Annotated in this window: 21 protein-coding genes; 14 read left to right on the top strand and 7 right to left on the bottom strand. The window is 65.4% G+C overall.

What is annotated here, in order from left to right; translation table 11 throughout:
• Nucleotides 1-85: 85 nt before the first annotated feature.
• From PC358_RS08295 to PC358_RS08280, 4 genes are all read right to left on the bottom strand, one after another.
• Nucleotides 86-403, bottom strand: coding sequence for a DUF2388 domain-containing protein (locus tag PC358_RS08295; RefSeq protein WP_012271811.1), 318 nt, complete (start codon nucleotides 401-403; stop codon nucleotides 86-88).
• Between the two features lie 118 nt (nucleotides 404-521).
• Nucleotides 522-1,973, bottom strand: a complete 1,452-nt coding sequence (locus tag PC358_RS08290) for an aldehyde dehydrogenase family protein (protein ID WP_033698792.1) — start codon at nucleotides 1,971-1,973, stop codon at nucleotides 522-524.
• Complete coding sequence (locus PC358_RS08285) at nucleotides 1,970-2,938, bottom strand: NAD(P)-dependent oxidoreductase (RefSeq protein WP_033698790.1); 969 nt, start codon at nucleotides 2,936-2,938, stop codon at nucleotides 1,970-1,972. The genes PC358_RS08290 and PC358_RS08285 overlap by 4 nt, the downstream gene beginning before the upstream one ends.
• A 10-nt stretch (nucleotides 2,939-2,948) precedes the next feature.
• Nucleotides 2,949-4,340, bottom strand: coding sequence for an NAD(P)/FAD-dependent oxidoreductase (locus tag PC358_RS08280; protein WP_033698788.1), 1,392 nt, complete (start codon nucleotides 4,338-4,340; stop codon nucleotides 2,949-2,951).
• A gap of 286 nt (nucleotides 4,341-4,626) precedes the next feature.
• Between PC358_RS08280 and PC358_RS08275 the strand changes: the two genes are divergently transcribed.
• Complete coding sequence (locus PC358_RS08275; RefSeq protein WP_033698786.1) at nucleotides 4,627-5,688, top strand: GlxA family transcriptional regulator; 1,062 nt, start codon at nucleotides 4,627-4,629, stop codon at nucleotides 5,686-5,688.
• A 107-nt stretch (nucleotides 5,689-5,795) separates the two neighbouring features.
• Here PC358_RS08275 and PC358_RS08270 read toward each other — a convergent pair whose 3' ends face one another.
• The 3 genes from PC358_RS08270 to PC358_RS08260 form a co-directional block, all read right to left on the bottom strand.
• Nucleotides 5,796-6,146 carry a cupin domain-containing protein gene (locus tag PC358_RS08270; RefSeq protein WP_033698785.1) on the bottom strand — a complete coding sequence of 117 codons (351 nt, stop codon included), beginning with the start codon at nucleotides 6,144-6,146 and terminating at the stop codon, nucleotides 5,796-5,798.
• A gap of 12 nt (nucleotides 6,147-6,158) precedes the next feature.
• Nucleotides 6,159-7,538, bottom strand: coding sequence for an MFS transporter (locus tag PC358_RS08265; RefSeq protein ID WP_033698784.1), 1,380 nt, complete (start codon nucleotides 7,536-7,538; stop codon nucleotides 6,159-6,161).
• 432 nt (nucleotides 7,539-7,970) lie between these two features.
• Nucleotides 7,971-8,717 (bottom strand): enoyl-CoA hydratase, encoded by a 747-nt coding sequence (locus PC358_RS08260; RefSeq protein WP_033698783.1) that lies wholly within the window; start codon nucleotides 8,715-8,717, stop codon nucleotides 7,971-7,973.
• A gap of 130 nt (nucleotides 8,718-8,847) precedes the next feature.
• Here PC358_RS08260 and PC358_RS08255 point away from each other — a divergent pair, with 130 nt between their 5' ends.
• The 13 genes from PC358_RS08255 (at nucleotide 8,848) to PC358_RS08195 (ending at nucleotide 25,463) form a co-directional block, all read left to right on the top strand.
• Entirely contained in the window at nucleotides 8,848-9,492 is a 645-nt protein-coding gene (locus PC358_RS08255) for a TetR family transcriptional regulator C-terminal domain-containing protein (RefSeq protein ID WP_033698782.1), read from the top strand.
• Between the two features lie 74 nt (nucleotides 9,493-9,566).
• Entirely contained in the window at nucleotides 9,567-10,283 is a 717-nt protein-coding gene (locus tag PC358_RS08250) for a response regulator (RefSeq protein ID WP_033698781.1), read from the top strand.
• The gene (locus PC358_RS08245; protein ID WP_033698779.1) at nucleotides 10,280-11,062 is read left to right on the top strand and encodes a substrate-binding periplasmic protein; all 783 of its coding nucleotides are present in this window, start codon (nucleotides 10,280-10,282) and stop codon (nucleotides 11,060-11,062) included. The genes PC358_RS08250 and PC358_RS08245 overlap by 4 nt, the downstream gene beginning before the upstream one ends.
• Nucleotides 11,059-13,317 (top strand): hybrid sensor histidine kinase/response regulator, encoded by a 2,259-nt coding sequence (locus tag PC358_RS08240; protein WP_033698778.1) that lies wholly within the window; start codon nucleotides 11,059-11,061, stop codon nucleotides 13,315-13,317. Before PC358_RS08245 ends, PC358_RS08240 begins: the two co-directional genes overlap by 4 nt.
• 220 nt (nucleotides 13,318-13,537) lie before the next feature.
• Nucleotides 13,538-14,941 carry an amino acid permease gene (locus PC358_RS08235; RefSeq protein ID WP_033698777.1) on the top strand — a complete coding sequence of 468 codons (1,404 nt, stop codon included), beginning with the start codon at nucleotides 13,538-13,540 and terminating at the stop codon, nucleotides 14,939-14,941.
• 222 nt (nucleotides 14,942-15,163) lie between these two features.
• A complete protein-coding gene (locus PC358_RS08230) occupies nucleotides 15,164-15,958 on the top strand; it encodes an enoyl-CoA hydratase/isomerase family protein (protein ID WP_033698775.1) in 795 nt (264 codons plus the stop codon).
• Nucleotides 15,959-15,985: 27 nt separating this feature from the next.
• Nucleotides 15,986-17,146 (top strand): acyl-CoA dehydrogenase family protein, encoded by a 1,161-nt coding sequence (locus tag PC358_RS08225; RefSeq protein ID WP_033698774.1) that lies wholly within the window; start codon nucleotides 15,986-15,988, stop codon nucleotides 17,144-17,146.
• An 18-nt stretch (nucleotides 17,147-17,164) separates the two neighbouring features.
• Nucleotides 17,165-19,282 carry an acetate--CoA ligase family protein gene (locus PC358_RS08220; protein WP_033698772.1) on the top strand — a complete coding sequence of 706 codons (2,118 nt, stop codon included), beginning with the start codon at nucleotides 17,165-17,167 and terminating at the stop codon, nucleotides 19,280-19,282.
• The gene (locus tag PC358_RS08215) at nucleotides 19,275-20,882 is read left to right on the top strand and encodes a 5-guanidino-2-oxopentanoate decarboxylase (RefSeq protein ID WP_033698771.1); all 1,608 of its coding nucleotides are present in this window, start codon (nucleotides 19,275-19,277) and stop codon (nucleotides 20,880-20,882) included. Before PC358_RS08220 ends, PC358_RS08215 begins: the two co-directional genes overlap by 8 nt.
• Nucleotides 20,883-20,916: 34 nt before the next feature.
• Entirely contained in the window at nucleotides 20,917-22,146 is a 1,230-nt protein-coding gene (gene alr, locus PC358_RS08210; protein ID WP_033698770.1) for an alanine racemase, read from the top strand.
• Between the two features lie 23 nt (nucleotides 22,147-22,169).
• Nucleotides 22,170-23,360 carry a pyridoxal phosphate-dependent aminotransferase gene (locus tag PC358_RS08205; RefSeq protein WP_033698769.1) on the top strand — a complete coding sequence of 397 codons (1,191 nt, stop codon included), beginning with the start codon at nucleotides 22,170-22,172 and terminating at the stop codon, nucleotides 23,358-23,360.
• Between the two features lie 67 nt (nucleotides 23,361-23,427).
• Complete coding sequence (locus PC358_RS08200; RefSeq protein ID WP_033698768.1) at nucleotides 23,428-24,129, top strand: NAD(P)H-dependent oxidoreductase; 702 nt, start codon at nucleotides 23,428-23,430, stop codon at nucleotides 24,127-24,129.
• A 230-nt stretch (nucleotides 24,130-24,359) separates the two neighbouring features.
• Nucleotides 24,360-25,463 carry a polyamine ABC transporter substrate-binding protein gene (locus PC358_RS08195; protein WP_033698767.1) on the top strand — a complete coding sequence of 368 codons (1,104 nt, stop codon included), beginning with the start codon at nucleotides 24,360-24,362 and terminating at the stop codon, nucleotides 25,461-25,463.
• The last annotated feature ends 26 nt before the right edge of the window (nucleotides 25,464-25,489 follow it).

Genomic DNA, 25,489 nt, shown 5'->3' with positions numbered 1-25,489 from the left:
AGTCCTGTCGGAATCTTTGACGCACAAACCCGCACCTGCTCATGCTGCTAAAAGGGTAGGTGCGGGTTTGCTTGAGGCGGGGTGATCAATGGTCGGCGACAGGGTCGTCCTGCGAGAGTATGGCCCGGGCCAGTTCTTCATCATTGGCCTGCAGGCCGGGATGGTCCTTGCGCGCCTGTTCCAGCGCCGACTCCACATAGGCGCCGCGGATCGCACCACCGCTGGCGACGAACGCAGACAGCTCGTCACGGGCCGGGATGATCCGTTTGTCGTCCTTGAAGGTCGAATACAACGAAGCGGAAACACCGGCCGAGGTGGCCACGTCGCCCGCGTCGACGCGGGCCAAGGCAGCACCGGCAGGCAGCAGGAGCAGCAGCGCGGGGGCGAGGAATAGGTGGCGCATAGCGTATTCTCCAGTAGCGTGAAGCCCAAGGAAATAAACCACTCAGTGTTTAAGAGCGCCTCAACGTGCGAGTAGTTCAATTCCTGGGTTGCCGCCGCATGGCGCCACCAAGCGCCGCTTACGCCAATTGGTAAGTGGTCTTCACCCGGGTAAAAAACTGCCGCGCATGGGTCCCTTGCTCCCGCGAGCCCAGGCTCGAAGCGCCGTTGCCGCCAAACGGCACGTGATAATCCACCCCCGCCGTGGGCAGGTTGACCATCACCATCCCCGCTGAACTGTGCCGTTTGAAATGCTCGGCGTGGCGCAGCGAAGTGGTCACGATCCCGGCTGAAAGGCCAAATGCAGTGTCCTCGGCAGCCGCAAACGCCGCGTCGTAATCACTCACCTTGAGCACACTCAGCACCGGCCCGAAGATCTCCTCGCGGTAGATGCGCATCTGCGGCGTGACCTCGGTGAACAGGGCGGGGGTGAACAGGTAGGCCCCGGCCTGGTTGTCGATACGCTCCCCACCACACACCAGCTTCGCGCCCTGCTCAAGGCCAGAGGCCACGTACGACAGGTTCTGCTCCAACTGCCGGCTATCGACCACGGGGCCGATGTCGGTAGCCGCTTGCAACGCATCGCCCACCTTCAGCGCGCGGGTGCGCTCCGCCAGGCGCGCCACGAAGGCGTCATGAATACCTTCGGTGACGATGACCCGAGAACTGGCCGTGCAGCGCTGGCCGGTGCTGTAGAACGAGCCGTTCAGTGCCACCTCCACTGCCTGTTCAAGGTCCGCATCGTCCAGCACGATCAACGGGTTTTTGCCCCCCATCTCCAGTTGCACTTTCTTCATGCCTTCGGCGGCCAGCCTGGCGATCTGCCGGCCGGTGTGCTCGGAACCTGTGAAGCTGATGCCATCGACCAGCGGCGAGCGGATCAGGGTGTCGCCCACGCTGCGCCCTGGCCCGATCAGCAGGTTGAACACCCCGCCGGGCAAGCCGGCCCGCGAGATGATCTCGGCCAGCGCCCAGGCCGAGGAGGGCACCCGTTCGGCCGGCTTGAACACCACGCAGTTACCGAAACACAGCGCCGGGGCGATCTTCCACGCCGGGATGGCGATCGGGAAGTTCCACGGGGCGATGATGGCGACCACGCCCAGTGGCTGGGTGAACACATCGATGCCCACGTCCTGGCGCACCGATGGGTACTTTTCGCCTTCGGCGCGCACGGCTTCCTGGGCGTAGAACTTGAACGAACGGCCGGCCCGGTCGACTTCGCCCAGTGCCTCACGCAGCACCTTGCCTTCCTCGCGGGCCAGCAGCGTGGCCAGTTCTTCGCGGCGGGCAAGTATTTCTGTGCCAATGAAGTCCAGTGCGTCGGCGCGTTGCTGCGGGTTGCTGCGGGCCCAGGCGGGCGCGGCGCGGCGGGCAGCCAGCAGGGCCCGCTCGGTCAGCGCCTGGTCGGCCCGCACGAAACGCTCGACCACCTCGCTGGGGTTGGACGGGTTGCGGTTTTCCAGCACATCATTGCTGCTGTCCAGCGCGACGAAGGCGCCATCGACATAGTTGCTCTTGGTGACCAGGGTCATGCGCTTCGGATCCTTTTTGCGTTGGCTTGGCGGGCGACGAAAGCGCTGATGTTGTCCACGGCGCTGTCCATCAACTGCTGCATGGCATCTTCACTGCTCCAGGCGATGTGCGGGTTGAGCAAGAAGTCGTCGCGGTCGATCAGCTGGAACAGCGGGTTGCTTGGGTGCAGCGGCTCCTGCTCGACCACATCCAGTGCCACGCCGCCCAGGCGGCCTGCCTGCAGCGCCTGGATCAGCGCAGCCTCGTTGACCACGCCGCCACGGCCGGTATTGACCACCACGGCATCAGACTTCATCAGCGCCAACTGCGCGGCATCGATCAGGTTGTAGGTGGCCGGCGTCAGTGGGCAGTTGATCGACAGCACGTCGCAGCTGCGCAGCAATTCGGCCAGCGGCCGGCAGTCCGGGCCCTGGCGCTTGCCGCCGCGGTCTTCGAACAGCACCTGCATGCCGAAGGCTCGCGCCAGGTGCGCCAGGCGCAGGGCGATCGGGCCGCTGCCGATGATCGCCAACTGCTTGTCGCGCACATCGCGGATGCGGTGGTTGAAGTAGATGTTCTGGTACGGTTTTTCGCCGGCATGCACCTGGCGCATCAGCCGGGTGAACGCGGCCGGGCGGCGGAACAGTTCGAGGATCATCGCCAGGCTGTGCTCGGCCACGGTGTTGGCGGCATAGCCCGGCACGCTGGCGACCTCGATGCCATGGGCGTCGCAGTAATCGACGTCGACGATATCGCGGCCAGTGAGGGCCAGCGAGATCATCTTCAGCTTCGGCAACTGGCGCAGGTGTTCCTCACGCAGCGGCACGCTGCAGGTGAAGGCGATGGTCGCGTCCTGCAGGTGGTCGAGCATCTGCTCGGGGCAGGTGTAGGCAAACTGCTGCCAGGTGTGCGCGCAGTCGGGGCGCTTGAGGCGGGTGGAGGGCGCCAGGCCCTCGTCGTCGAGCAGTACGATATGTTCGCTCACGGTCCGTTCCTTACTTTTTCTGGGCTGGCACGTAGCCGGCCGGGGCCATGGCCACCAGGCGGCGGGTGACGAAACCGGCATCCTGATCATGGTCTTCGAGGGTTTCCTTGCGTACCAGGGCGTCACGCACCAAGTGCGCGCCAAAGAAGCGCAACGGCTCTGGCGGCAGCATTTTCATCTTCTGGTTGACCAGGCCACAGTTGGCCCATTCGTCATTGGCGTGTTCGACCAGCGACTTGATGATGCGGCTGGCAAACACGGTGGTCGCCACGCCGTTGCCGGAAAAACCAATGCCGTAGCTGATGTTCTGGTGGTGGTCGAGGTAGCCGAAGTTCGGCAAACCCTTCATGGCCCGGTCGATGGGGCCGGTCCAGCTGCTGACCACCGGCACATCTTGCAGTTGTGGGTACAGGCGGCGCAGTTCGGCTGCGACCTTGTCGGCCGCCGGTGAGGGTTTTTCATACAGGTTGCCAATGCGCCCGGCGTAGGCGAACTGGCCCAGTGGCTTGCCGAACACCACGCGCCCGTCGGGGGTGTTGCGCCAGTAGTTGAGTACGGTGCGCGAGTCGGTCATGCATTCGCCGCCACTGAAGCCGATGGCATCGAGCTTGGCCTTGACCGGTGCCGTCGCCACCATGTCGCTGGACATGATCGCGATCATCCGGCGCAGCTCCGGGAACTGCGCGCCCCAGGCGTTGAGAGCCAGTACCACCTGTTTGGCTTTTACCTGGCCCTTGGCGGTGTGCACCACGGGGCTGGCGCCGCGCTGCAGGTGGGTGAACGGTGACTTCTCGAATATCTGCACGCCCAGCTTCAGCGCCACCCGACGCAGGCCACGGGCGAGCATGGCGGGCTGCACGGTGGCGGCGTTGGGGTCGTAGATGCCGCCCAGCACCAGCGGCGAGCCGACCCGCCCGCGAATGGTCTGGCGGTCCAGTTCCTGGAAGGGGTTGACGTCGAGCTTCTGCAGGCCGTCGGTCAGCACTCGCCACGAATTCATCTGGCGCGGGTTGGTGGCAGTCCACAGCCAGCCGTCCTTGCGGTACTGGGCCTCGATGCCGTGTTCCTGGCAGAAGCTGCCGATTTCGTCGATGGCCGATTCGGCGGCCTCGCAGATGCGCCTGGCTTCGGCGTCGCCGCAGATGGTGCGCACCGACAGGTACTTGCCCCACCAGTTGGTGGCAACGCCGCCGTTGCGTCCGCTGGCACCCGAGCCACAGCGGTCACGCTCGACGATGACAATGGTCTGTTCTGGGTGGGCCTGCTTCAGGCGGATAGCCGACCACAGCCCAAGGAAGCCGCCGCCGACGATACACACGTCGGCTTGAATCGAGTCCTGCAGGGCAGGGGCGAGGTCGTTGTCCAGGTCCAGCGCCTGGGCATACCAGAATCCACGGTACATGAGGGGTGCCTCTGAGCATGTTTGTCTTGTGCATACATGATGCTCAGCGCGGCCGGGGGGCGATATTACAGTCATGACAATTGATAGGAAGTAGGCGTTCGCTCAGCGAGGGACTGGCACCCTTGTCAGAGTAAGAAAGAGCGAGGCCTTGGCGGGGCATCTCGGCAGTCAACCGTAGCGTCCTGCCTTGTCTGAGATCTTCTATTTATAGTGCTGAATATGATAGGGCGGACGCCGGTGTACGCTTAGAATGGCATTCACTTCGGATGTGATGAGAGCAGCGTCCATGGTCGCCGAACAATACCTACAACAACCGCAGGCCGCCGAAACCGTCTCGCAGATCAAGCCTGAACTGCGGGTCGGTTTCCTCCTTCTCAATCAGTTCACCTTGGTGCCCGTCGCCGGGCTGGTCGACTCGCTGCGCTTCGCCGCCGACAAGTCGTTCCGCAGCCAGCAGGTGTACTGCCAATGGGACTGGATGACCCTCGACGACCAACCGATCACCGCCAGCTGTGGCATGCCCATTTCGCCAACCAAGCCGCTGAACTTGTTTGCCCAGTACGACTACATCGTGCTGGCGGGCGGGCTGTTGAGCGAAACGCGCAACCCGCCAGGCTGGCTGCTCGATGCGCTGCGTGAGGTGCATGCCGCGAACATCCCGATCATTGCCCTGTGTTCGGCGTCGTTCGTGCTGGGCAAGGCAGGCCTGCTCGATGGCCGGCGTTGCGCGTTGCATTTCACCTTGCGCGACGAGTTCAAGGAGCGCTTCCCGCTGTCCACCGCAGTGATCGACAAGAGCTATGTGGATGACCGTGGCATCATCACCTGCCCGGGCGGCACGGCGATCGACCTGGCGGCCAACCTGATCCGCAGGCATTGCGGTGCGGTGCGGGCGCAGAAAGGGCTGGAGTACCTGCTGGTGGACGAGCGCGCCGACCAGCAAGAAGGCCAGGCCGCCAGTGATTCGGTGTACCAGAACGACCGCGTGCAGCGCGCCATTGCCTTCATGCGCGCCAACCTGGATGCATCGATGACGCTCAAGGCCGTGGCCGAGGCGGTGGGCACCCACCCTCGCCAGTTGCACCGCGAGTTCGTCGCCAACACCCAGGAACCACCGGCCAACTATTGGCGCAAGCTGCGCCTGGACCATGCGCGGCGGTTGCTGGTGAATACCAGCCAGAACATCACCACTATCGCCCTGGCGTGCGGGTTTTCCGATGCGTCGCACTTCATCTTGTGGTTCCGCAAGCAGTATGGCGAGACGCCGTACAGCTTCCGCAAGCGGCGCCACGAGGTGGAGCGGTTCGATTGGCATGGGGACAAGGTAGGGCTGGACCCGGAGTTGTAGGGTGTTGCTCAAGCTTTTTTGGGGCCGCAAAGCGGCCCCAAAATCTTAGTCAGATGCACTGTCAAAACCAGCCAAACGCCTGAGTCTCGATCCCAACTGTCTCACGCCTAGAACAATACGTAAGTCTTGCGCAGGGTCTCGTGGATGTCCCACACGCCTTCGCAGTTCTCCGGGAACAATACCGCGTCGCCCGCCCGCAGCTCGACCGGCTCGCCGCCGTCGGGGGTGAAGGTGCAACTGCCGCTGACGATGTGGCTGAACTCACGGTTTTTCAGGTAGCGGCGGAACACCCCCGGGCTGCTTTCCCAGACGCCGATGCTGGCGCCGACCGCTTCATCGGTCTGCTCCTGCGCCGTGGCGGCCTGGGCAATCGGTTCGCCGATCGGCAGGCGGGCAGGGGCGGGTGCGCCCAAGGGCGAAGCAGCGGCATTGCGTACAACGGTAAGTACTTGAGTCATGGAAGGGCTCCTTCAGGCTTTACGAGCGACAGTTTTGTGGGATGGTGACGGTGCAGCACTGGTGCTGCCCAGCGCGGCGGCCTGTTGCAGGTCGAGCTTGCTGGTCTCTGGCGCCAGCCACCACGAGATCAGTGCACCGAACAGCGAGATCAAGGCGGCGGCGAACATGGTGTTGGCAATGCCGTAGGACACCAGCGAGATCGGCACCAGGTAGGTACCCACGGCCGCGCCAACACGCGATAGCGAAGTGGCCAGGCCCACGGCGGAGGCGCGGATTTCGGTGGGGAACAGTTCGTTGGGGTAGACGTATTCCAGCACCTGAGCACCGCCAATCAGCACCGCGTAGGCACCAAACAGCACCAGCACGGTGGTGGGTGATGCATCGGGGAACAGGCCCAGCAGCAACAGCGACATGCCCGACCAGAGGAAGCTGTGGATCAGCATCTTGCGCCGCCCCAGGCGGTTGATCAGTTTGGTGGCCACCAGGCAGCCCAGGGTGAACAGCAAGGTGATGGCGATCGAGCCATAGGCCGCCCAGTCACCGGTGAGTTTCAGCGCCTGCAGCACCTTCGGGGCGAACGCGTAGATGGCGAACAGCGGCACGATGGCGCACGTCCAGAACAGCGTGACGAAGGCCATGCGCTTGCCGTAGCCGGAGTGGAACAGCGACCACACCGATACGGGTTTGTCGCTGACTTGCTCCGGCAGGTCGGCGATGGAGTAGTCCGGGCCATAAACCCGCTTGATCACTGCATCCGCCTCGGCAATGCGGCCTTTGCTCAGCAGCCAGCGTGGTGATTCCGGCGTGCCGCTACGGGCAATCAGGAACAAGGCACCCGGCACCAGCGCACTGGCCAGTACCCAGCGCCAGCCATCATCGCCGCCGACACGCAGCAACAGCTCGCCGACCATGTAGGCAGTGGCGGCCCCGGCGAACCACATCAGCACCATCGCGGCCAGCAGCGGCCCGCGTTGCTTGCGTGGCAGGAACTCGGCCAGCAGCGAGGTGGCGATGGGGTAGTCGGCGCCCACCGCGATACCGATCAACAGCCGCCAGGCAAACAGCGCCCAGGCCGACTCCACCCAGAACTGCGCCACCGAAAACCCGACAATGGCGATCAGGTCGACCAGGTACAGCACCTTGCGCCCGTACTTGTCGGTAAACCACCCCCCCAGGAACCCGCCAAGGAACACCCCGATCAGCGCCGAGGCAGCAATCAGCCCCTCCCAGAAGGCGGACAGTTGCAGGGCATTGGTGATCTGCAGCATGGCCACGCCGATGATGCTCAGCACATAGCCGTCGAGGAACGGCCCGCCAGCGGAATAGACCGTCAGCTTGCGGTGGAACGCATTGAGTGGCGCATCTTCGACGGAGCGTTTCGATACGGACATTGGACTTACCTCTTGTTGTTATTCGACGCAGTAGCGCCGCCGCACTATCGCACCGGGCCGCAGAGGTTCCATATAACGGTTGGGACGGGTCATGGCATGCCCTTGCCGGGTGGCTTGGCACCTGCCGTAACGGAACTTATTGAATTTCGTTGGCGCGCAGGATGGCGGCCACGCCTGTGCGGGTGTCCAGCTCAGTGGTGACGGGGTAGGGTTTCGGGCCAGTGAGTCCTGTTATATAGGCGCGCGCCCCCTTGTCTGTACGACGCTATATCGAGGCGAGCACCAAAGGGGCCGCGCGCCAATGCTTCAGGCATAACTGGCCCGAAACAGATGTGGGAGCGGCCTTGCGCCGCGAAGCGCCGCGCGGGCGGCGCTCGATCTCACAGGCGCCAGAAAAACCAAGCCATGCACTTCAAGACCAGCGCCCGATCCTCAATCCCTGACCAACTCCCGCAACGCCGCCCTGGCCTCCGGCGTGCGCAAGCACTCGATAAACAACTGGCTCTCCCGCTCCACAGTCGCCTCCAGCGCCTCACGCAGCCCATCCTTGAGCAGGCGCTTGCTGACCCGCAACGCTTCCTGCGGATAACCCTGCAGGCGCCGCGCCAGTTGCCGTGCAGCCGCCAGGCACTGCTCGCCATCGTCATGCAGCTCATTGGCCAACCCCCAGGCCACCGCCTGCTCGCCATCGAGCAGCTCGTTGGCCATCAGCAAGCGGGCGGCGCGGGCATGCCCGAGCATACGCGGCAGCAACAGGCTGGAACCAAACTCCGGGCATACCCCCAGCGGCGCAAAGGGCATGCGCAGCTTCACCGAACGGCTGACCAGTACCTGGTCGCAATGCAGCAGCAGGGTGGCACCGATGCCGATCGCCGCGCCACTGACCGCAGCGATCAGCGGCTTTTCCAGGCCCATGACAATGCGCATCAGGCGGAACACCGGGCTGTCCCTGTCGCTGGGCGGGTTGTCGAGGAAATCGCGTAGGTCGTTGCCGGCGCTGAAGCAGTGCGCGCCGCCGGTGATGAGGATCGCCTCCACCTGCGGGTCTTCACCCGCCGCCAGCAGCAGGTCGCCAAACTGGCGGTACATGGCGATGTTCAGGGCATTGAGCTTGTCGGGGCGGTTGAAGGTCAGGGTCAGCAGGCCCTGGTCCAGTTCGCGTGTGATCAGGTCGTTCATGGCAGCCGCTTTTGTTGTTGTGGGTGAGCCCGGCAACAGGGTAACCGCCGGGCAGTGGCCATCAGGGTTTATCATGGCGTTCGGCTTGTTGTACAGTCGTTCAGCCCCGTCAACCGCCCGAGAACCGCCGATGAGCCAGGAAGCCCGCTACCACCGCATGCTGCCGCAATTGCGCAAGGCCAACCTGGTCGAAGCGACCTTGGTCTGCCTCAAACGCCATGGTTTCCAGGGGGCCTCGATCCGCAAGATTTCCGCCGAGGCCGGGGTGTCGGTGGGGCTGATCAGCCACCATTACGCCGGCAAGGACGAACTGGTGGCCGAAGCCTACATGGCGGTCACCGGGCGGGTCATGGGCCTGTTGCGCGAAGCCATGGCCCAGGCCGCGCCCACGGCCCGCGAGCGGCTGTCGGCGTTCTTCCGCGCCTCGTTCTGCGCCGAACTGCTCGACCCGCAGCTGCTCGATGCCTGGCTGGCGTTCTGGGGCGCCGTCAAGACCGCCGAGGCGATCAACCAGGTGCATGAACACTCGTATGGCGAATACCGCAACGAGCTGAGCCGGCTGCTTGCCACGCTGGCCGTGGAAGAGGGCTGGCAGGGCTTTGACGCCGACCTGGCGGCGATCAGCCTGAGCGCCTTGCTCGATGGCCTGTGGCTCGAATCGGGCCTGAACCCCGGCACCTTCACCCCGGCCCAGGGTGTGCAGATCTGCGAGGCCTGGGTCGATGGCTTGCAGGCCGGTGGGCGGCAACGCTTCCGCCTGCCCGAGGGCTGTTGATCGCCCGTTCAGTAACGAGTACGCTGCTGTCGCGAGTGTGTAGACCAAACCAATAAAAAAAGAGACGACACGCAATGATGCCTCGGGTATTGATCGTCGATGACGATCCGCTTATTCGTGACTTGCTGCAGGCCTATCTGTCCCAGGAAGGCTACGACGTGCACTGTGCCGACACCGCCGAAAAGGCCGAGGCGCTGCTTGGCAGCCACGACGTCGACCTGGTGCTGCTGGACATCCGCTTGCCCGGCAAGGACGGCCTGACCCTGACCCGCGAGCTGCGGGTGCGCTCGGAGGTCGGCATCATCCTCATCACCGGGCGCAACGACGACATCGACCGAATCGTCGGCCTGGAGTGCGGCGCCGACGACTACATCATGAAACCGCTCAACCCCCGTGAGCTGGTTTCGCGCGCCAAAAACCTGATTCGCCGCGTGCGCCATGCCCGCGAGGTGCACCCAACCCCCGCCTGCGCACAATCGCTGAAGCAGTTTGCCGACTGGGCGCTGGACACTGACCGCCGGCGCCTGATCGACCCCCGTGGCGGGCAAACCTTGCTGACCCACGGCGAGTTCCAGTTGCTCAGCGTGTTCCTGCGCAACAGTGGCCATACCTTGAGCCGCGACCAGCTGATGGACCAGATTCGCAACCGTGAGTGGATGCCCAACGACCGTTCCATCGACGTGCTGGTCGGCCGCCTGCGCCGCAAGCTGCACGACGACCCGGCCGAGCCGCAGTTGATCATCACCATCCATGGCACCGGTTACCTGTTCACTGCCAGCGTGGCGGCGTGAACACCCCTGGCAGCCTGCTCGCCCTGGCCTTGCTGCTGCCAGGCGTGCAGGCCGCAGCGGCCGAGCCGGTGCGCTACTGCGACTACCCGGTATACCCGCCGATTTCCTGGAGCGACGGCCACCAGGTGCGCGGCCTGGCGCCAACGGTGGTTCGTGAGTTGTTCGCGCGGATGGGCCGAGACGTGCAGACCATGGTGCTGGGCAACTGGAAGCGTTGCCTGATGGACGTTGCCGCCGGGCGGGTGGATGTGGTGCTGGCCTACGACAGCGACCAACGTGACCAAGGCATGCGGTTTTCTTCGGTGCCGGTGATCCGTGAGGAAGTGGCGGTGTTTTACAACCGCCGTCGACCCGTGCAGTTCGAGCACCTGGAAGACCTGGCCCGGTACCGTGGCGGGTTGCTCTACGGTGAAAGCTATGGCGCCGAATTCGACCGTTTCGTCGCCCGTCACCAGAACATCGAGCGGGTCTCGTCCAGCCAGCAGAACTTCGGCAAGCTGATCCGTGGGCGCATCGACTTCGTGATTCAGGAGCGGCGCACCGGGGAGCTGTTCATCGAGCACCTGCCCGGCGCCGAAGACATCCGCGCCTTGCCCGCCGCCCTGAGCGTGGACTACCTGCGCGTTGCGGTGTCGCGGCAATCACCGTTGAGCCAGCACATGGACGAGATCGACCGTCAACTGCAGCGCATGCGCGAAGCCGGCGAGATCGACCGTTGGCTGGAGCAGAGCGAAGTGACCTACCGCGACATGATCGACCTGCCGGCGGACGCGCGATGATCCGCCTGCGCACCGATGGCCTGCTGCGGCGCCTGCTGCTGTTCATCCTGCTGTTCAGCCTGTGCTTCACCGTGCTGGCCAGCTCTGTGCAGTTGTACTTCGAATACCGCCGTGAGATGCGCGATATCGAAGCGCGCATGGCGTTGATCCGCGCCGGTTACCTGGCAAGCCTCGAGCGCAGCCTGTGGGACCTCGACGAAGCGCAACTGGATGTGCAGTTGCGTGGCCTGGTGGACTTTTCCGATGTGGCCCGGGTACGCCTGGTCAGCGATGACTTCACCCTGTTGCGCGGTGATGCCGAGCCCAAGGGGCCCCTGCGCATCGAGCGCTTCCCCCTGGATTACCAGCCGCCCTCGGGGCCCGCGCGGCACCTTGGCGAACTGGAGGTCAGCATCGACCTGGGCGCGGTGCACCGGCGGCTGTATGCCACAGGCCTGGCCAGCCTGCTGTGGATGGGCGTTTTCCTATGTGGCCTGGCCGTCGCGCTGTCGGGGTTGTTCTACCGCCTGGTGACGCGCCATTTGCAAGTGATGGCCGAGTTTGCCCGGCGCATCGGTGCCGGGCATTGGCAGCAGCCGCTGCGCCTGGACCGGCGCCGCTCGGCGCGCCCGGACGAAATCGACACCGTGGCCCATGCGCTGGACGATATGCGCCGGGCCATCCTCAGCGACATCGAGCGCCGCGAGCTCGACCGCCTGGCGCTGCAGGGCAAGCGCGATGAGCTGCAGGCCATGGTCGAGCGGCGCACGGCGAGCCTGGCCCGGGCCAAGGACGAGGCTGAAGCCGCCAACCTGGCAAAGTCGCGCTTTCTGGCGACCATGAGCCATGAGTTGCGCACGCCGCTCAACGGCATTCTGGGCATGGCCGAACTACTGCGTGGGGCCCGGCTCGACGCTACCGACCGGCAACGCCTGGAGGCCCTGTACAAGGCCGGCGAGGGGCTGCTGGCCATTCTTGACGAGGTGCTTTGCTTTGCCCGCCTGGAAGAGGGTGAAAGCCACGCCGAAACGCTGGTTTTCTCGCTGCGCCAGCTGTGCGGGGAGGTGCTGGCATTGCTCGAACCCATGGCCCTGGAGCGCGGCGATACGCTGCACGTGGCGATCGACGGGCAGCTGGCCGAGCACCAGCACGGCGCCGAGCAGTACCTGCGCCAGGTGCTGAGCAACCTGCTGGCCAACGCCATCAAGTTCACCGAGCACGGCCAGGTCACGCTGAGGGTGCAGGTGCTGGCCAGCGATGAACGCGGGCAGCGGCTGCGGGTGTCGGTCAGTGACAATGGCATCGGCATCGAACCGGCCATGCAGGCGAAGATCTTCGACCGCTTCATCCAGGCCAGCGAAGCCGTGGCCCGGCGTTACGGGGGCACCGGCCTGGGCCTGGCGATCTGCAAGCACCTGGTGCAAAAGCTGGGCGGGTGCATAGGCCTGGACAGCGTGCCAGGGCAGGGCAGTTGCTTCTGGTTCGAGCTCGACATGGCGCGTGGGCAGCCTGCCGTCGCCCGTGAGCACGCTCACGTAGCCTCGGCCAGCCTGGATATCCTGGTGGTCGAGGACGTGGCGCTGAACCGCGAGGTGGTGGGCGGCTTGCTGGCCCGCGATGGCCACCGGGTGTGCTTTGCCGAGGACGCCGAGCAAGCCCTGCAAGCCTGTGCCCAGCGGCGGTTCGGCCTGATCCTGCTGGACGTGCACTTGCCCGGCATGAACGGGGTGGAGTTGTGCCGGCGTATCCGCGCTACCCCAGGGCCAAACCGTGACAGCCGCATCCTGGCGCTGACCGCCGGGGTGCAGCCAGCGCAGGTGCCCGGTTACCTGGCCGCCGGCATGCAGGGGGTACTGGCCAAGCCGCTGCGGCTGGGCCAGCTGCGCCAGGCCCTGGCCGAGGCGGCGCCTGCCGAGCTGGCTGCGCCTGCCGATGGCGCGGGCATGGACTGGTCGCTGCTGCAAACCCACCGCAGCTTGCTCGGTGAGCAGAAGCTTCAGGACCTGCTGGCGGTGTTGCGCCAGTCGCTCGAGCAACACGCTACCGCGTTGGCCGATGCCCTGCAGGCCATGGACTGCACAGAGGTGTTGCACCTTGCGCACCGCCTGGCGGGCAGTTGCGATTCCCTGGGTTTTGCCGGCCTGGCTGCGCTGTTGCGCCGCCTTGAGGCGGCAGCGCAGCGTCACGACGCGCAGGCGCTGCTGGCGCTCGGCGAGCCGCTGACAGCCCAGCTGGAACAGGCCCGCACGACCCTGCAACAGCTGACCCAGCGCTGACGTACAAAAAACTTACGACTTTTTACATCTTCGAGCGGTTCGTACAACGGCACCTTACATCCGTTTCCAATAATCGATGGCAACCGTGTTGCACGCGGTCCATGAGGCTTATTGGAGATAACAATAATGACATGCCGTAGCGCTCAGCCCCTCCTTGAACCAACGCTTGTAAGCGGCGCGCCCGCGTTGCCACGCACCCCCAGCAACGGGGGGATGCGCCATGACTGACACTCACGAAGGCAAGATCCAGCTCACCCGCGCGCTGAAAAGCCGGCACATCTTCATGCTGTCGCTGGGCGGTGTGATCGGCACCGGTCTGTTCATGGGCTCGGGCGTGACCATCAACCATGGCGGGCCGATGGGCGCGATCCTGGCCTATCTGGTGGCGGGGCTGTTGATGTACCTGGTGATGGTCTGCCTGGGCGAGCTGTCGGTGCAGATGCCGGTCTCCGGTTCGTTCCAGGCTCACGCCACCAAGTTCATCGGCCCGGCCACCGGCTTCATGATCGGCTGGGTGTACTGGATGAGCTGGGCCACCACCGTGGGCCTGGAGTTCACCGCTGCAGGCATGTTGATGACCCGCTGGTTCCCCGAGGTGCCGATCTGGTACTGGTCGGCGTTGTTCGTGGTCGTGCTGTTCGGCCTCAATGCCTTGGCCACGCGGGCCTTTGGCGAGGCGGAGTACTGGTTCTCGGGGATCAAGGTGGCGACCATCCTCGGCTTCATCGTGATCGGCCTGCTGGTGATCTTTGGCGCCATCCCGCTGAACAGCGGGGCGCCGGCGCCGATGCTGAACAACCTGATGGGCGAGTCGGTGTTCCCCCACGGGCTGTCGGCGGTGTTCGCGGTGATGATGACCGTGGTGTATGCCTTCCAGGGCTGCGAAATCATGGGCGTGGCGGCCGGCGAGACCGAGCACCCGGAAAAGAGCATCCCCCGCGCCGTGCGCAACGTGGTGTTCCGCGTGCTGATCTTCTACGTGCTGGCGATTGCCGTGCTGTCAGCCATCGTGCCCTACGAGCAGGCCGGCTTGATGGAAAGCCCGTTCGTGCAGGTATTCGACATGGTCGGCATTCCTTATGCGGCCGACCTGATGAACTTCGTCATCCTCACCGCCATCCTGTCGGTGGGCAACTCCGGGCTGTATGCCTCCACACGCATTCTCTGGGCGATGTCGAAGACGGGCATGGCGCCCAGAAGCCTGTCGCCGTTGAGCAAACGCGGGGTGCCGCTGCGTGCCCTGAGCATCACCCTGTGCTTTGCCCTGGTGTCGCTGATGACCAGCTTCATCGCCGCCGACACCTTGTTCATGGTGCTGATGGCGGTGAGTGGCATGTCTGGCACGGTGACCTGGATCGTCATCGCCCTGGCGCAGTACCGGTTCCGCAAGGCGTTTCTGCGCGATGGTGGGCAGCTGCAGGACCTCAAGTACAAGGCGCCGCTGTATCCGCTGGTGCCGCTGCTGTGCATCACCTTGTGCTGCTCGCTGTTCGTGTTCCTAGCCATGGATGAGACCCAGCGGCCGTCGTTGTATTGGGGCTTTGGCTTCATTGCCCTGTGCTATGCGGCGTATTTCGTGGTGAACCGTCGGCGCCAGGGGGCCTTGGCGCCGAGTGTGGGGTAGGGCTTGGGTCTGCCGGGGCCGCTCCTCCAACAGAACGCGGTCGTCTGTAGGAGCGGCCTCGCGCCGCGAAAGGGCTGCAAAGCAGCCCCCCGCTATCTCACAGCTCACCGCAAAAACCCGAGTTGTGCAAAGTTGTAACAACCCACTCCACCTTGTTGAACACTCGTTTAGTATCAGCTCGTCAAGCCCTCCACCCCTAACAACAATACCGAGAGGCCCCCCATGACTACCCCGTCATCGTCGCTGTTGAGCAAGGTCGAAGCCGGCGTTGCCTGGATCACCCTCAACCGCCCCGAACAGCGCAACGCGCTGGACATCCCCACCCTCAAGCAACTGCATGCCCTGCTGGACACCTGCAACAGCGACCCGGCTGTACGCGTGGTGGTGCTGACCGGCAGCGGGCGCAGCTTCTGCGCTGGTGCCGACCTTGCCGAGTGGGCCGAAGCCGAAGCCCGGGGCGCGCTGGAAAGCTACGGCTGGACCGAGACCGCCCACGCCCTGATGCTGCGCCTGCACACCCTCGACAAACCCACCCTCGCCGCCATCAATGGCACCGCCGTCGGCGGCGGCATGGACCTGAGCCTGTGCTGCGACCTGCGCATCGCCGCCGCCTCGGCCCGTTTCAAGGCCGGTTACACCAGCATGGCCTACAGCCCCGACGCCGGCGCCAGCTGGCACCTGCCGCGGCTGATCGGCAGCGAGCAAGCCAAACGGCTGTTGTTCCTCGATGAACTGTGGGGCGCCGACCGCGCGTTGGCGGCGGGGCTGGTGAGCGAGGTCTGCGCCGACGAGCAATTGCCTGCAGTGGCTGCCGAACTGGCCGGCCGCCTGGCCAACGGCCCGACCTTCGCCTACGCGCAGACCAAGCGGCTGATCCGCGAGGGCGCGCAACGCACCCTGGCCGAGCAGCTCGAGGCCGAGCGCCAGGCCGGCTTGCTGTGCGGGCGTAGCCAGGACGGCGCCGAGGCGCTCAAGGCCTCGGTGCAACGCCGCCCGCCACACTTCGTTGGCCAATAACCCGTTCCCCCTCCAGGACCTTCGCAGATGAATTTCCAACTGACCCAAGAACAAGAAATGTTGGTGGAAGCGGTACGCAGCTTCGTGGCCAAGGAACTGCTGCCCCATGAAGAGGCGGTGGACCGCGCCGACGCCGTGTCGCCGGAGCTTGCCGCGCAGATCCGCGGCAAGGCCATCGCCGCCGGGTTCTACGCCTTCAACATGCCCGAGGAAGTCGGCGGCGGTGGCCTCGACTACCTGTCCCAGGCACTGATCGAGCGCGAGCTGTCCAAGGTTTCCTGGGCACTGCACGTGTTCGTCGCGCGCCCCTCGAAAATTCTCATGGCCTGCAAGGACCAACAGATCACCGATTACCTGCTGCCGTGCGTGCAGGGTGAAAAGACCGATTGCTTCGCCCTGACCGAACCCGGCGCCGGCTCTGACGCCAACGCCATCAAGACCCGTGCCGCACGCCAGGGCGACGACTACGTGATCAACGGCAGCAAGCACTTCATCAGCCACGCCGGCCATGCCGACTTCGCCATCGTCTTCGCGGTCACCGACACCTACGAGCACAACGGGCGCAAGCGCAATGCGGTCACCGCCTTGCTGGTCGACCGGGATACCCCCGGCATGACCATCCGCCGCGGGCCCAAGTGCGTGAGCAACCGGGGTTATCACACCTACGAGCTGTTCTTCGACGACTGCCGGGTACCGGCCAGCAAGGTGCTGGGCGAGGTCGGCAAGGGCTGGGAAGTGGCCAACGCCTGGCTTACCGCCGGCCGCGTGATGGTCGCCGCCAACTGCGTCGGCCAAGCCCAGCGCGCACTCGACGCCTCCCTGCAGTGGGCTGCCGACCGCAAGCAGTTTGGCCAACCCATCGGCAGCTACCAGGGCGTGTCGTTCAAGCTGGCCGACATGGCCACGCAGATCCGCGCCGCCGAACTGCTCACCCTGCACACCGCCTGGAAGATGGACCAAGGCAACATGACCGATGGCGAAGCGGGCATGGCCAAATTGTTCGCCAGCGAAGTGTTGGGCAAGGTCGCCGACGAAGCCGTGCAGATTTTTGGCGGCATGGGCCTGATGGACGAAGGGCCGGTCGAACGCATCTGGCGCAACGCCCGCATCGAGCGGATCTGGGAGGGCACCTCGGAAATCCAGCGGCACATCATTGCCCGCGAACTGCTGCGCCCGTTGCTGCGTTGATCGCCCTGGAGAATCAGCATGTCGCATTCGATTCGTGACAACCTCAAGCGCCTTCTGGCGCCACGGCACTTGGCCTTCGTGGGCGGGCGCAGCATGGCCCGGGCCCTCAAGCGCTGTGCCGAAGGTGGCTTTGCCGGCCCGCTGTGGCTGGTCAACCCGCAGCACGCCAGCCTTGAGGGCATCCCCTGTGTAGCGCAGGTGGCGGACTTACCCTGCGCGCCTGACGCGGTGTTCATCGCCACCAACCGTGAGCTGACCCTGCACTGCGTCGAGGCGCTGGCCGCCCTCGGTGCCGGGGGTGCCATCTGCTATGCCTCGGGCTTTGCCGAGAGCGGCGAGCAAGGCCACCTGCTGCAGCAGCGCTTGCTGTCGGCGGCCGGCAACATGGCCTTGCTCGGCCCCAACTGCTATGGCCTGCTCGACTACCTGCACGGTGCCGCCCTGTGGCCGGTGGCCCATGGTGGCAAGCAGGTAGAGAAGGGCGTGGCGATCCTCACCCAAAGCGGCAACTTCGCCTACAACCTGTCCATGAGCGACCGTTCGTTGCCGGTGGCTTACATGGCGTCGGTCGGCAACCAGGCGCAGTTGGGCGTGGCCGAGCTGATGGACGTGCTGCTCGACGACCCACGGGTGACCGCCATCGGCTTGCACCTCGAGGGCCTGAAAAACGTGCCCGGCTTTGCCCGCGCTGCGTACAAGGCGCTGCAGCAGGGCACGCCGATCATTGCCCTGAAGACCGGCGTGTCGCAGATCGGTGCGGAACTGGCGCTCAGCCACACCAGCTCGCTGTCTGGCTCCGATGCCCTGTATGACAGCCTGTTCCAGCGCCTGGGCGTGATTCGCGTGAGTGGCCCGGTGAGCTTCGTCGAGACGCTCAAGGCCGCCGCTTGTGGCCGCCTGCCTGGCGATGGCCGGCTGCTCGCGCTGGCCTGTTCGGGCGGTGACGCCGGTTTGATCGCCGACTACGCCGAGCGCAACCAGCTGAGCCTGCCCAGCCTGGAGCAGGGGCAGGTCGCCGCGCTGGCCCACGTGCTGCCGGCCTACGCCAACCTGGTCAACCCGCTGGATTTCACCACCGCGATCTGGGGCGATGAAGCGGCCCTGCAACGCATGCTCGACAGCACCCTGTGCGGCGCGGCGGATGCGGCCATGCTGGTGCTCGACTACCCGGCGCAGTTCACCGGCGAGCGCAAGGAATGCGACCTGTTGCTGGCGCTGTACTGCGATGCGCTGGAGCGCCACGGCAAGATCGGCTTCGTCACCTCGGCGTTTCCCGAGCTGTTGCCGGCAGCCGCCCGTGAACGCCTGCATGCGCGCGGCATCGCTGCGCTGCAAGGGGTTGAAGATGGCTTGGCGGCGTGGGGGCGGATCGTGGCGTATCAACGCAGCCGCCAGCGCCTGCTGGAGCAGGGCGAGGCGGCGCAGGTACCGCTGAGCCCACAGCCCCTCGAAGGCGCTGGCCGGCTGCTGGATGAATGGCAGTCCAAACAAGCCCTGAGCGCCTTTGGTCTGCCGGTGCCGGCCGGGGTGCTGAGTACCCCTGAACGCGCGCTGGACGATGCTGCCGGGGTGGGCTACCCACTGGTGCTCAAGGCTGTCAGTGCGCAGTTGCCGCACAAGACCGAAGCCGGTGCGGTTGCGCTGAACCTGCGTGATGCAGCGGCGCTACAGGCCGCCCTGGTGCAGATGCGCGAGCGCATCGGCGCCTATGCGCCAGGCGTGCCGTTCGACCAGATACTGCTCGAACCCATGGCGCCGCCGCCGTTGGCCGAGCTGATCGTCGGTATCAAGCGTGAAAACGATTTCGCCCTGGCCTTGGTAATCGGCGCTGGCGGCGTGCTGGTGGAGTTGCTCAAGGACAGCGTCAGCCTGTTGCTGCCGACCACCGACAGCGCCATCCGCGCCGCGCTGCTGGGCCTGCGCAGCGCCAGCCTGTTGCAAGGTTTCCGTGGCCGCCCGGCGGCCGACCTGCAGGCACTGGTGGCGGCGATCCGCGCCGTGGCCGACTACGCCTGTGAAAACGCCGGGCAATTGCTGGAACTGGATGTGAACCCATTGATGGTCGGTGCCCACGGCACCACCGCGGTCGATGCGCTGATCCGCCTCGGCCAGCCGCAAGGAGATCAACATGCATGAGCGCCCGATGACTGCCGGCCAGGCGCTGGTACGGCTGCTGGCCAACTACGGGGTGGATACTGTGTTTGGTATCCCTGGGGTGCATACCCTGGAGCTGTACCGCGGCTTGCCCGGCAGTGGCATCCGCCATGTGCTGACCCGGCATGAGCAGGGCGCCGGCTTCATGGCAGATGGTTATGCCCGGGTCAGTGGCAGGCCAGGGGTGTGCTTTGTCATCACCGGCCCAGGCGTGACCAATGCCGCCACCGCCATTGGCCAGGCCTATGCCGACTCGATCCCGCTGCTGGTGATTTCCAGCGTCAACCACACGGCCAGCCTGGGCAAAGGCTGGGGCTGCCTGCATGAAACCCAGGACCAGCGCGCCATGACTGCGCCGATCACGGCGTTTTCCGCCGTGGCGCTGGGCGCCGACGACCTGCCCGAGCTGATTGCCCGTGCCTGGGCGGTATTCGATAGCGAACGCCCGCGCCCGGTGCACATCTCGGTGCCGCTGGACGTGCTTGCCGCGCCCGTTGCCCGCGACTGGAGCGACGAGGTGGTGCGCCGGCCAGGGCGGGGCCAGCCCGACCAGGCCACGCTGGGCCAGGCCGCGCTGAAGCTGGCCGCAGCCAAACGGCCAATGATCATCGCTGGCGGCGGCGCGTTGCACGCTGCCGAACAACTTCAGCAACTGAGCACGCGCCTGGCCGCGCCGCTGTTCACCAGCGTCGCCGGCAAGGGCCTGCTGCCTCCCGAGGCGCCGCTCAATGCCGGTTCGAGCCTGTGCGTGGCGCCAGGCTGGCAACTGATCAGCGAAGCCGATGTGGTGCTGGCGGTGGGCACCGAAATGGCCGACACCGACTTCTGGCGCGAGCGCCTGCCGGTCAATGGCGAGTTGCTGCGGGTGGACATCGACCCGCGCAAGTTCAACGACTTCTACCCCTGCGCCGTGGCCCTGCACGGTGATGCGCGGCAGACCCTCGACGGCTTGCTGGCGTCCTTGCCCGAGGGCGATCGCGACCCTCGTCAGGCTATCGCAACGGTGGCCGCCCTGCGCCAGGCCATCCGTGACGGGCATGCGCCGTTGCAGGCCATTCACCAGGCCATCCTCGATCGCATCGAAGCGGTGCTGCCGGATGGCGCCTTCATCAGTAGCGACATGACCCAACTGGCCTACACCGGCAACTACGCCTTTGCCAGCCGGGCCCCGCGCAGCTGGCTGCACCCCACCGGTTACGGCACCCTCGGCTACGGCCTGCCGGCAGGTATCGGCGGCATGTTCGCCACTGACCACCGCCCCGGCCTGGTGCTGGTCGGCGACGGCGGTTTCCTCTATACCGCCCAGGAGCTGGCCACCGCCGTCGAGGAACTGGACCGGCCGCTGGTGGTGCTGCTGTGGAACAACGATGCCCTCGGGCAGATCCGTGACGACATGCTTGGCCTGGACATCGAGCCGGTTGGCGTGCTGCCGCGCAACCCCGACTTCATCGGCCTGGCCCGCGCATTTGGCTGCGCAGTGCGCCAGCCGCGCGACCTGGATGCCTTGCAGGCAGACCTGGCCTGCGGCTTCGCCACGCCAGGCGTGACCTTTATCGAACTCAAACATACCTGCGTCTGCTGACAGCGGCGCATTACCCATGACAAGAGAAACCCCCATGCCATTTCGCCGCACGCTTCTGGCTGCTTCCCTGGCCCTGCTGATCACCGGCCAGGCCCCGCTGTATGCCGCACCACCGCTGTCGATGGACAACGGCAGCAACGCCCTGACCGTGCAAAACAGCAATGCCTGGGTCGAGGTCAGCGCAAGCGCCCTGCAACACAACATCCGCACCCTGCAAGCGGAGCTGGGTGGCAAGTCCAAGCTGTGCGCCGTGCTCAAGGCCGATGCCTACGGCCACGGCATCGGCTTGGTGATGCCCTCGGTCATTGCCCTTGGCGTGCCCTGCGTGGCGGTGGCCAGCAACGAGGAAGCCCGCGTGGTGAGGGCCAGCGGCTTTACCGGGCAACTGGTGCGGGTGCGCCTGGCCAGCCTGAGCGAGCTGGAAGATGCCTTGCAATACGACATGGAAGAACTGGTCGGCAGCGCCGAATTTGCCCGCCAGGCTGACGCCATCGCCGAGCGCCATGGCAAGACCTTGCGTATTCACCTGGCGCTCAATTCCAGCGGCATGAGCCGCAACGGGGTAGAGATGGCCAGTTGGAGCGGGCGCGGTGAAGCGCTGCAGATCACCGACCAGAAGCACCTGAAGCTGGTGGCATTGATGACCCACTTCGCTGTGGAAGACAAGGACGATGTACGCAAGGGCCTGGCAGCGTTCAACCAGCAGGCCGACTGGCTGATCAAGCATGCCAAGCTCGACCGCAGCCAGCTGACCCTGCACGCGGCCAACTCCTTCGCCACCCTGGAGGTGCCCGAGGCGCGCCTGGACATGGTCCGCACCGGCGGTGCGCTGTTCGGCGATACCGTGCCGGCGCGCACCGAGTACCAGCGCGCCATGCAGTTCAAGTCGCGGGTGGCCGCCGTGCACAGCTACCCGGCCGGCAATACTGTCGGCTATGACCGCACCTTCACCTTGGCGCGTGACGCGCGCCTGGCCAATATCACCGTCGGCTACTCTGACGGCTACCGCCGGGTATTCACCAACAAGGGCCATGTGCTGATCAACGGCCACCGCGTGCCGGTGGTGGGCAAGGTGTCGATGAACACCTTGATGGTCGATGTCACCGACTTCCCCGACGTCAAGAACGGCAACGAGGTGGTGCTGTTCGGCAAGCAGGCCGGGGGTGAGATCACCCAGGGCGAAATGGAAGACATCAACGGTGCATTGCTGGCTGACCTGTACACCGTGTGGGGCAGCTCAAACCCGAAGATTCTCGTCGACTGACCCCGTACTGAAGGGAGATTGCCATGCATTACGCCAAGCTGACCCAACGTATCGCCGGCGACGGCGCCGCCGCCTGGGACATCCATTACCGCGCCCTGGCGCTGCAGGCCGAGGGCAAGGACATCCTGCTGCTGTCGGTGGGGGACCCGGACTTCGACACCCCGGGCCCCATCGTCGAGGCTGCTATCGACAGCCTGCGAGCAGGCCATACCCATTACGCCGATGTGCGCGGCAAGCTCGCCCTGCGCCAGGCCATCGCCGATCGCCACCGGCAACGCAGCGGCCAGGCCGTCAGTGCCGAGCAGGTCACGGTGCTGGCGGGTGCGCAGTGCGCGTTGTTCTGCGTGGCCCAGTGCGTGCTCGACCCCGGCGACGAGGTGATTGTCGCCGAGCCCATGTACGTCACCTACGAGGCGGTGTTCGGTGCCTGCGGCGCCAAAGTGGTACCGGTGCCGGTCAAGCCGGAGAACGGTTTTCGGGTGTGCCCGCAGGACGTCGCGGCGCGCATCACCCCGCGTACCCGCGCCCTGGCCCTGAACAGCCCGCACAACCCCTCGGGGGCAAGCTTGCCGCGCGCGACCTGGGAGGCACTGGCAGCGCTGTGCATCGCCCACGACCTGTGGCTGATCTCTGACGAGGTGTACAGCGAGCTGCTGTACGACGGCGAGCATGTCAGCCCTGGCAGCCTGCCGGGCATGGCCGAGCGCACCGCGACCCTCAACAGCCTGTCGAAATCCCACGCCATGACTGGCTGGCGGGTGGGCTGGGTAGTGAGCTCGCCTGAGCTGGCCACGCACCTGGAAAACCTGGCCCTGTGCATGCTGTATGGCTCGCCGGACTTTATCCAGGACGCCGCCGTGGTGGCCTTGACCCAGCCGATGCCAGCACTGGAGGCCATGCGCGACGCCTATCGCCAGCGCCGCGACCTGGTGTGCGAACACTTGGCGGGTTGCCCGGGCGTCAAGGCCCTGAAACCCGATGGCGGCATGTTCGTGATGGTCGATATTCGCGCAACCGGCCTCAGCGCGCAGGCCTTTGCCGACCGCCTGCTGGACCGCGAAGGTGTGTCGGTGCTGGCCGGCGAGGCCTTTGGCCCCAGCGCCGCCGGGCACATCCGCCTGGGGCTGGTGGTGGGCCCCGAGGCGCTGGTCGATGCCTGCCGGCGCATTGCCCGTTGTGCCCAGGCACTGATGCAACAGCAGGCCCCTGCGTGAGTAGGCGCGGCTGTATCGCGTGTTGCGCCGTCGCTGACGCATCCCGTTTTGTGTGAGGAGAAACGTTGTGAATGTACTGATCGTCCACGCTCACCCCGAGCCACAATCCTTCACCGCAGCCCTGCGTGACCAGGCCGTGGCCACCTTTCGCGACCAGGGTCACCCGGTGCAGGTCAGCGACCTGTACGCCATGGGCTGGAACCCGGTGGCCAGTGCTGATGATTTCGCCCAGCGCGAGAACCCCGAGTACCTGGTCTACGCCCTGGAGCAGCGCCTGGGGGTCAAGAGCGGCGCTATCGCTGCGGATATCCAGCAAGAGCTGGACAAGCTGTTATGGGCGGACCTGCTGGTGCTGAACTTCCCGATCTTCTGGTTCTCGGCGCCGGCCATGCTCAAGGGCTGGATCGACCGGGTGCTGGTGTCGGGCGTGTGCTATGGCGGCAAGCGCTTCTACGATCAGGGCGGGCTGGCTGGCAAGAAGGCGCTGGTGACGGTGACCCTGGGCGGGCGTGAGCACATGTTTGGCGAAGGGGCGATTCACGGGCCGCTCGAGGACATGTTGCGGCCGATTCTGCGGGGGACGCTGGCCTATGTCGGGTTCGAGGTGCTGCCACCGTTCGTGGCCTGGCACGTGCCGTACATCAGCGCCGAGGCCCGCCAGGGGTTTTTGCAGCAATACCAGCAGCGTCTGGAGCAGTTGGCAGACGACCAGCCGCTGGTGTTCCCACGCTTGGCGCAGTTCGATGAGGCGTTGTATCCGCTGAGGTAACGCGGTTGTGTATGTGTGTAGGAGCGGCCTTGCGTCGCGAAAGGGCTGCGCAGCGGCCCCCGGATATGTGCGGTGACGCTGAAATCGAGGGGCCGCTACGCAGCCCTTTCGCGACGCAAGGCCGCTCCTACAAACGACCACCCACACATTCGGGGTATGTTGCCCTCAAGCAAATCCCCCGATAGTGAACCCATCGGCTCGATCCGGAGCAGTCACACGATGGAGTTGCTATGCGCAAGGCACTGAAGGTGATTGGCGGTCTGCTGCTGGCGTCGGCCGCCACGCAGGCACTGGCGGTGGAGGAGGGCAGCGCGAACACGCTAAGGCTGTACAACTGGACCGACTACATCGGCGAGACCACCCTGGCCGACTTCGAGAAGGCCACCGGCATCAAGGTCGTCTACGACACCTTCGATGGCTACGAGACCGTCCAGACCAAACTGCTGACCGGCCGCTCCGGCTATGACCTGGTGATGCTCAACGCTTCCCTGGTCCCCCCCTTGATCCAGGCTGGCGTGTTCCAGGCGTTGGACAAGCAGCAACTGCCCAGCTGGCACAACCTGGATGAGCAGGTGGTCAGCAACCTGCAAGGGTACGACCCGGGGCTGAAATACTCGGCACCCTACACCTGGGGCAGTTCAGGCATCACCTACAACGTCGACAAGATCACCGCACGCATGCCCGATGCACCGATCGGCTCGCTGGCCATGCTGTTCGACCCCAAGATCGTCTCGCGCTTCGCCGACTGCGGCGTCACCTTGATGGACGCGCCGACCGAGGTGATCCCGCTGGCCCTGCAGTACCTGGGCAAGGACCCACGCAGCGCAGCGCCGGCCGACCTGAAGGCTGCCGAGCAACTGCTGATGGGCATTCGCCCGTACATCCGCAAGTTCGATTCGGTCAACTACCTCACCAGCCTGCCCAATGGCGATGTCTGCTTGGCACTGACCTGGTCAGGTGACTACGCCACTGCCCAGGCCCGTGCGGTAGAGGCGAAGAAGGCCATCAAGCTGTCGTTCTTCATCCCCCAGGAAGGTTCGCTGATCTGGTTCGACAACCTGTACATCCCCAAGGACGCGCCGCACGCGGCCAACGCGCACCGCTTCATCGAGTTTTTGCTGCAGCCGCAAACCATGGCCAAGGTCACCGACTACATCCACTACGCCAACAGCAATGCCGCTGCCACGGCGTTGGTACAGGCCGACATCCGCCAGGACCCGGCGATCTACCCCGATGCCAAGACCCGCGAACGCCTGTTCGCCCAGAAGACCCAGAGCCCCAAGGACATGCGCGCCATCACCCGGGTCTGGAGCACGGTCAAGACCGGTTTCTGAACACTGCCAACCGATTCCCGCCAAGG

This window comes from Pseudomonas capeferrum (genome assembly GCF_000731675.1).
Taxonomy (GTDB): domain Bacteria; phylum Pseudomonadota; class Gammaproteobacteria; order Pseudomonadales; family Pseudomonadaceae; genus Aquipseudomonas; species Aquipseudomonas capeferrum.
The sequence above is the reverse complement of the archived record's forward strand: the minus strand, read 5'-3'. Positions and strand labels throughout refer to the sequence as shown.

Coding starts and splice junctions, on each gene's coding strand:
- PC358_RS08295 (WP_012271811.1), bottom strand. CDS start 403: ATGCGCCACCTATTCCTCGCCCCCGCGCTGCTGCTCCTGCTGCCTGCC.
- PC358_RS08290 (WP_033698792.1), bottom strand. CDS start 1,973: ATGACCCTGGTCACCAAGAGCAACTATGTCGATGGCGCCTTCGTCGCG.
- PC358_RS08280 (WP_033698788.1), bottom strand. CDS start 4,340: ATGTACCGTGGATTCTGGTATGCCCAGGCGCTGGACCTGGACAACGAC.
- PC358_RS08275 (WP_033698786.1), top strand. CDS start 4,627: ATGGTCGCCGAACAATACCTACAACAACCGCAGGCCGCCGAAACCGTC.
- PC358_RS08270 (WP_033698785.1), bottom strand. CDS start 6,146: ATGACTCAAGTACTTACCGTTGTACGCAATGCCGCTGCTTCGCCCTTG.
- PC358_RS08265 (WP_033698784.1), bottom strand. CDS start 7,538: ATGTCCGTATCGAAACGCTCCGTCGAAGATGCGCCACTCAATGCGTTC.
- PC358_RS08260 (WP_033698783.1), bottom strand. CDS start 8,717: ATGAACGACCTGATCACACGCGAACTGGACCAGGGCCTGCTGACCCTG.
- PC358_RS08255 (WP_033698782.1), top strand. CDS start 8,848: ATGAGCCAGGAAGCCCGCTACCACCGCATGCTGCCGCAATTGCGCAAG.
- PC358_RS08250 (WP_033698781.1), top strand. CDS start 9,567: ATGATGCCTCGGGTATTGATCGTCGATGACGATCCGCTTATTCGTGAC.
- PC358_RS08240 (WP_033698778.1), top strand. CDS start 11,059: ATGATCCGCCTGCGCACCGATGGCCTGCTGCGGCGCCTGCTGCTGTTC.
- PC358_RS08235 (WP_033698777.1), top strand. CDS start 13,538: ATGACTGACACTCACGAAGGCAAGATCCAGCTCACCCGCGCGCTGAAA.
- PC358_RS08230 (WP_033698775.1), top strand. CDS start 15,164: ATGACTACCCCGTCATCGTCGCTGTTGAGCAAGGTCGAAGCCGGCGTT.
- PC358_RS08225 (WP_033698774.1), top strand. CDS start 15,986: ATGAATTTCCAACTGACCCAAGAACAAGAAATGTTGGTGGAAGCGGTA.
- PC358_RS08220 (WP_033698772.1), top strand. CDS start 17,165: ATGTCGCATTCGATTCGTGACAACCTCAAGCGCCTTCTGGCGCCACGG.
- PC358_RS08215 (WP_033698771.1), top strand. CDS start 19,275: ATGCATGAGCGCCCGATGACTGCCGGCCAGGCGCTGGTACGGCTGCTG.
- alr (WP_033698770.1), top strand. CDS start 20,917: ATGCCATTTCGCCGCACGCTTCTGGCTGCTTCCCTGGCCCTGCTGATC.
- PC358_RS08205 (WP_033698769.1), top strand. CDS start 22,170: ATGCATTACGCCAAGCTGACCCAACGTATCGCCGGCGACGGCGCCGCC.
- PC358_RS08195 (WP_033698767.1), top strand. CDS start 24,360: ATGCGCAAGGCACTGAAGGTGATTGGCGGTCTGCTGCTGGCGTCGGCC.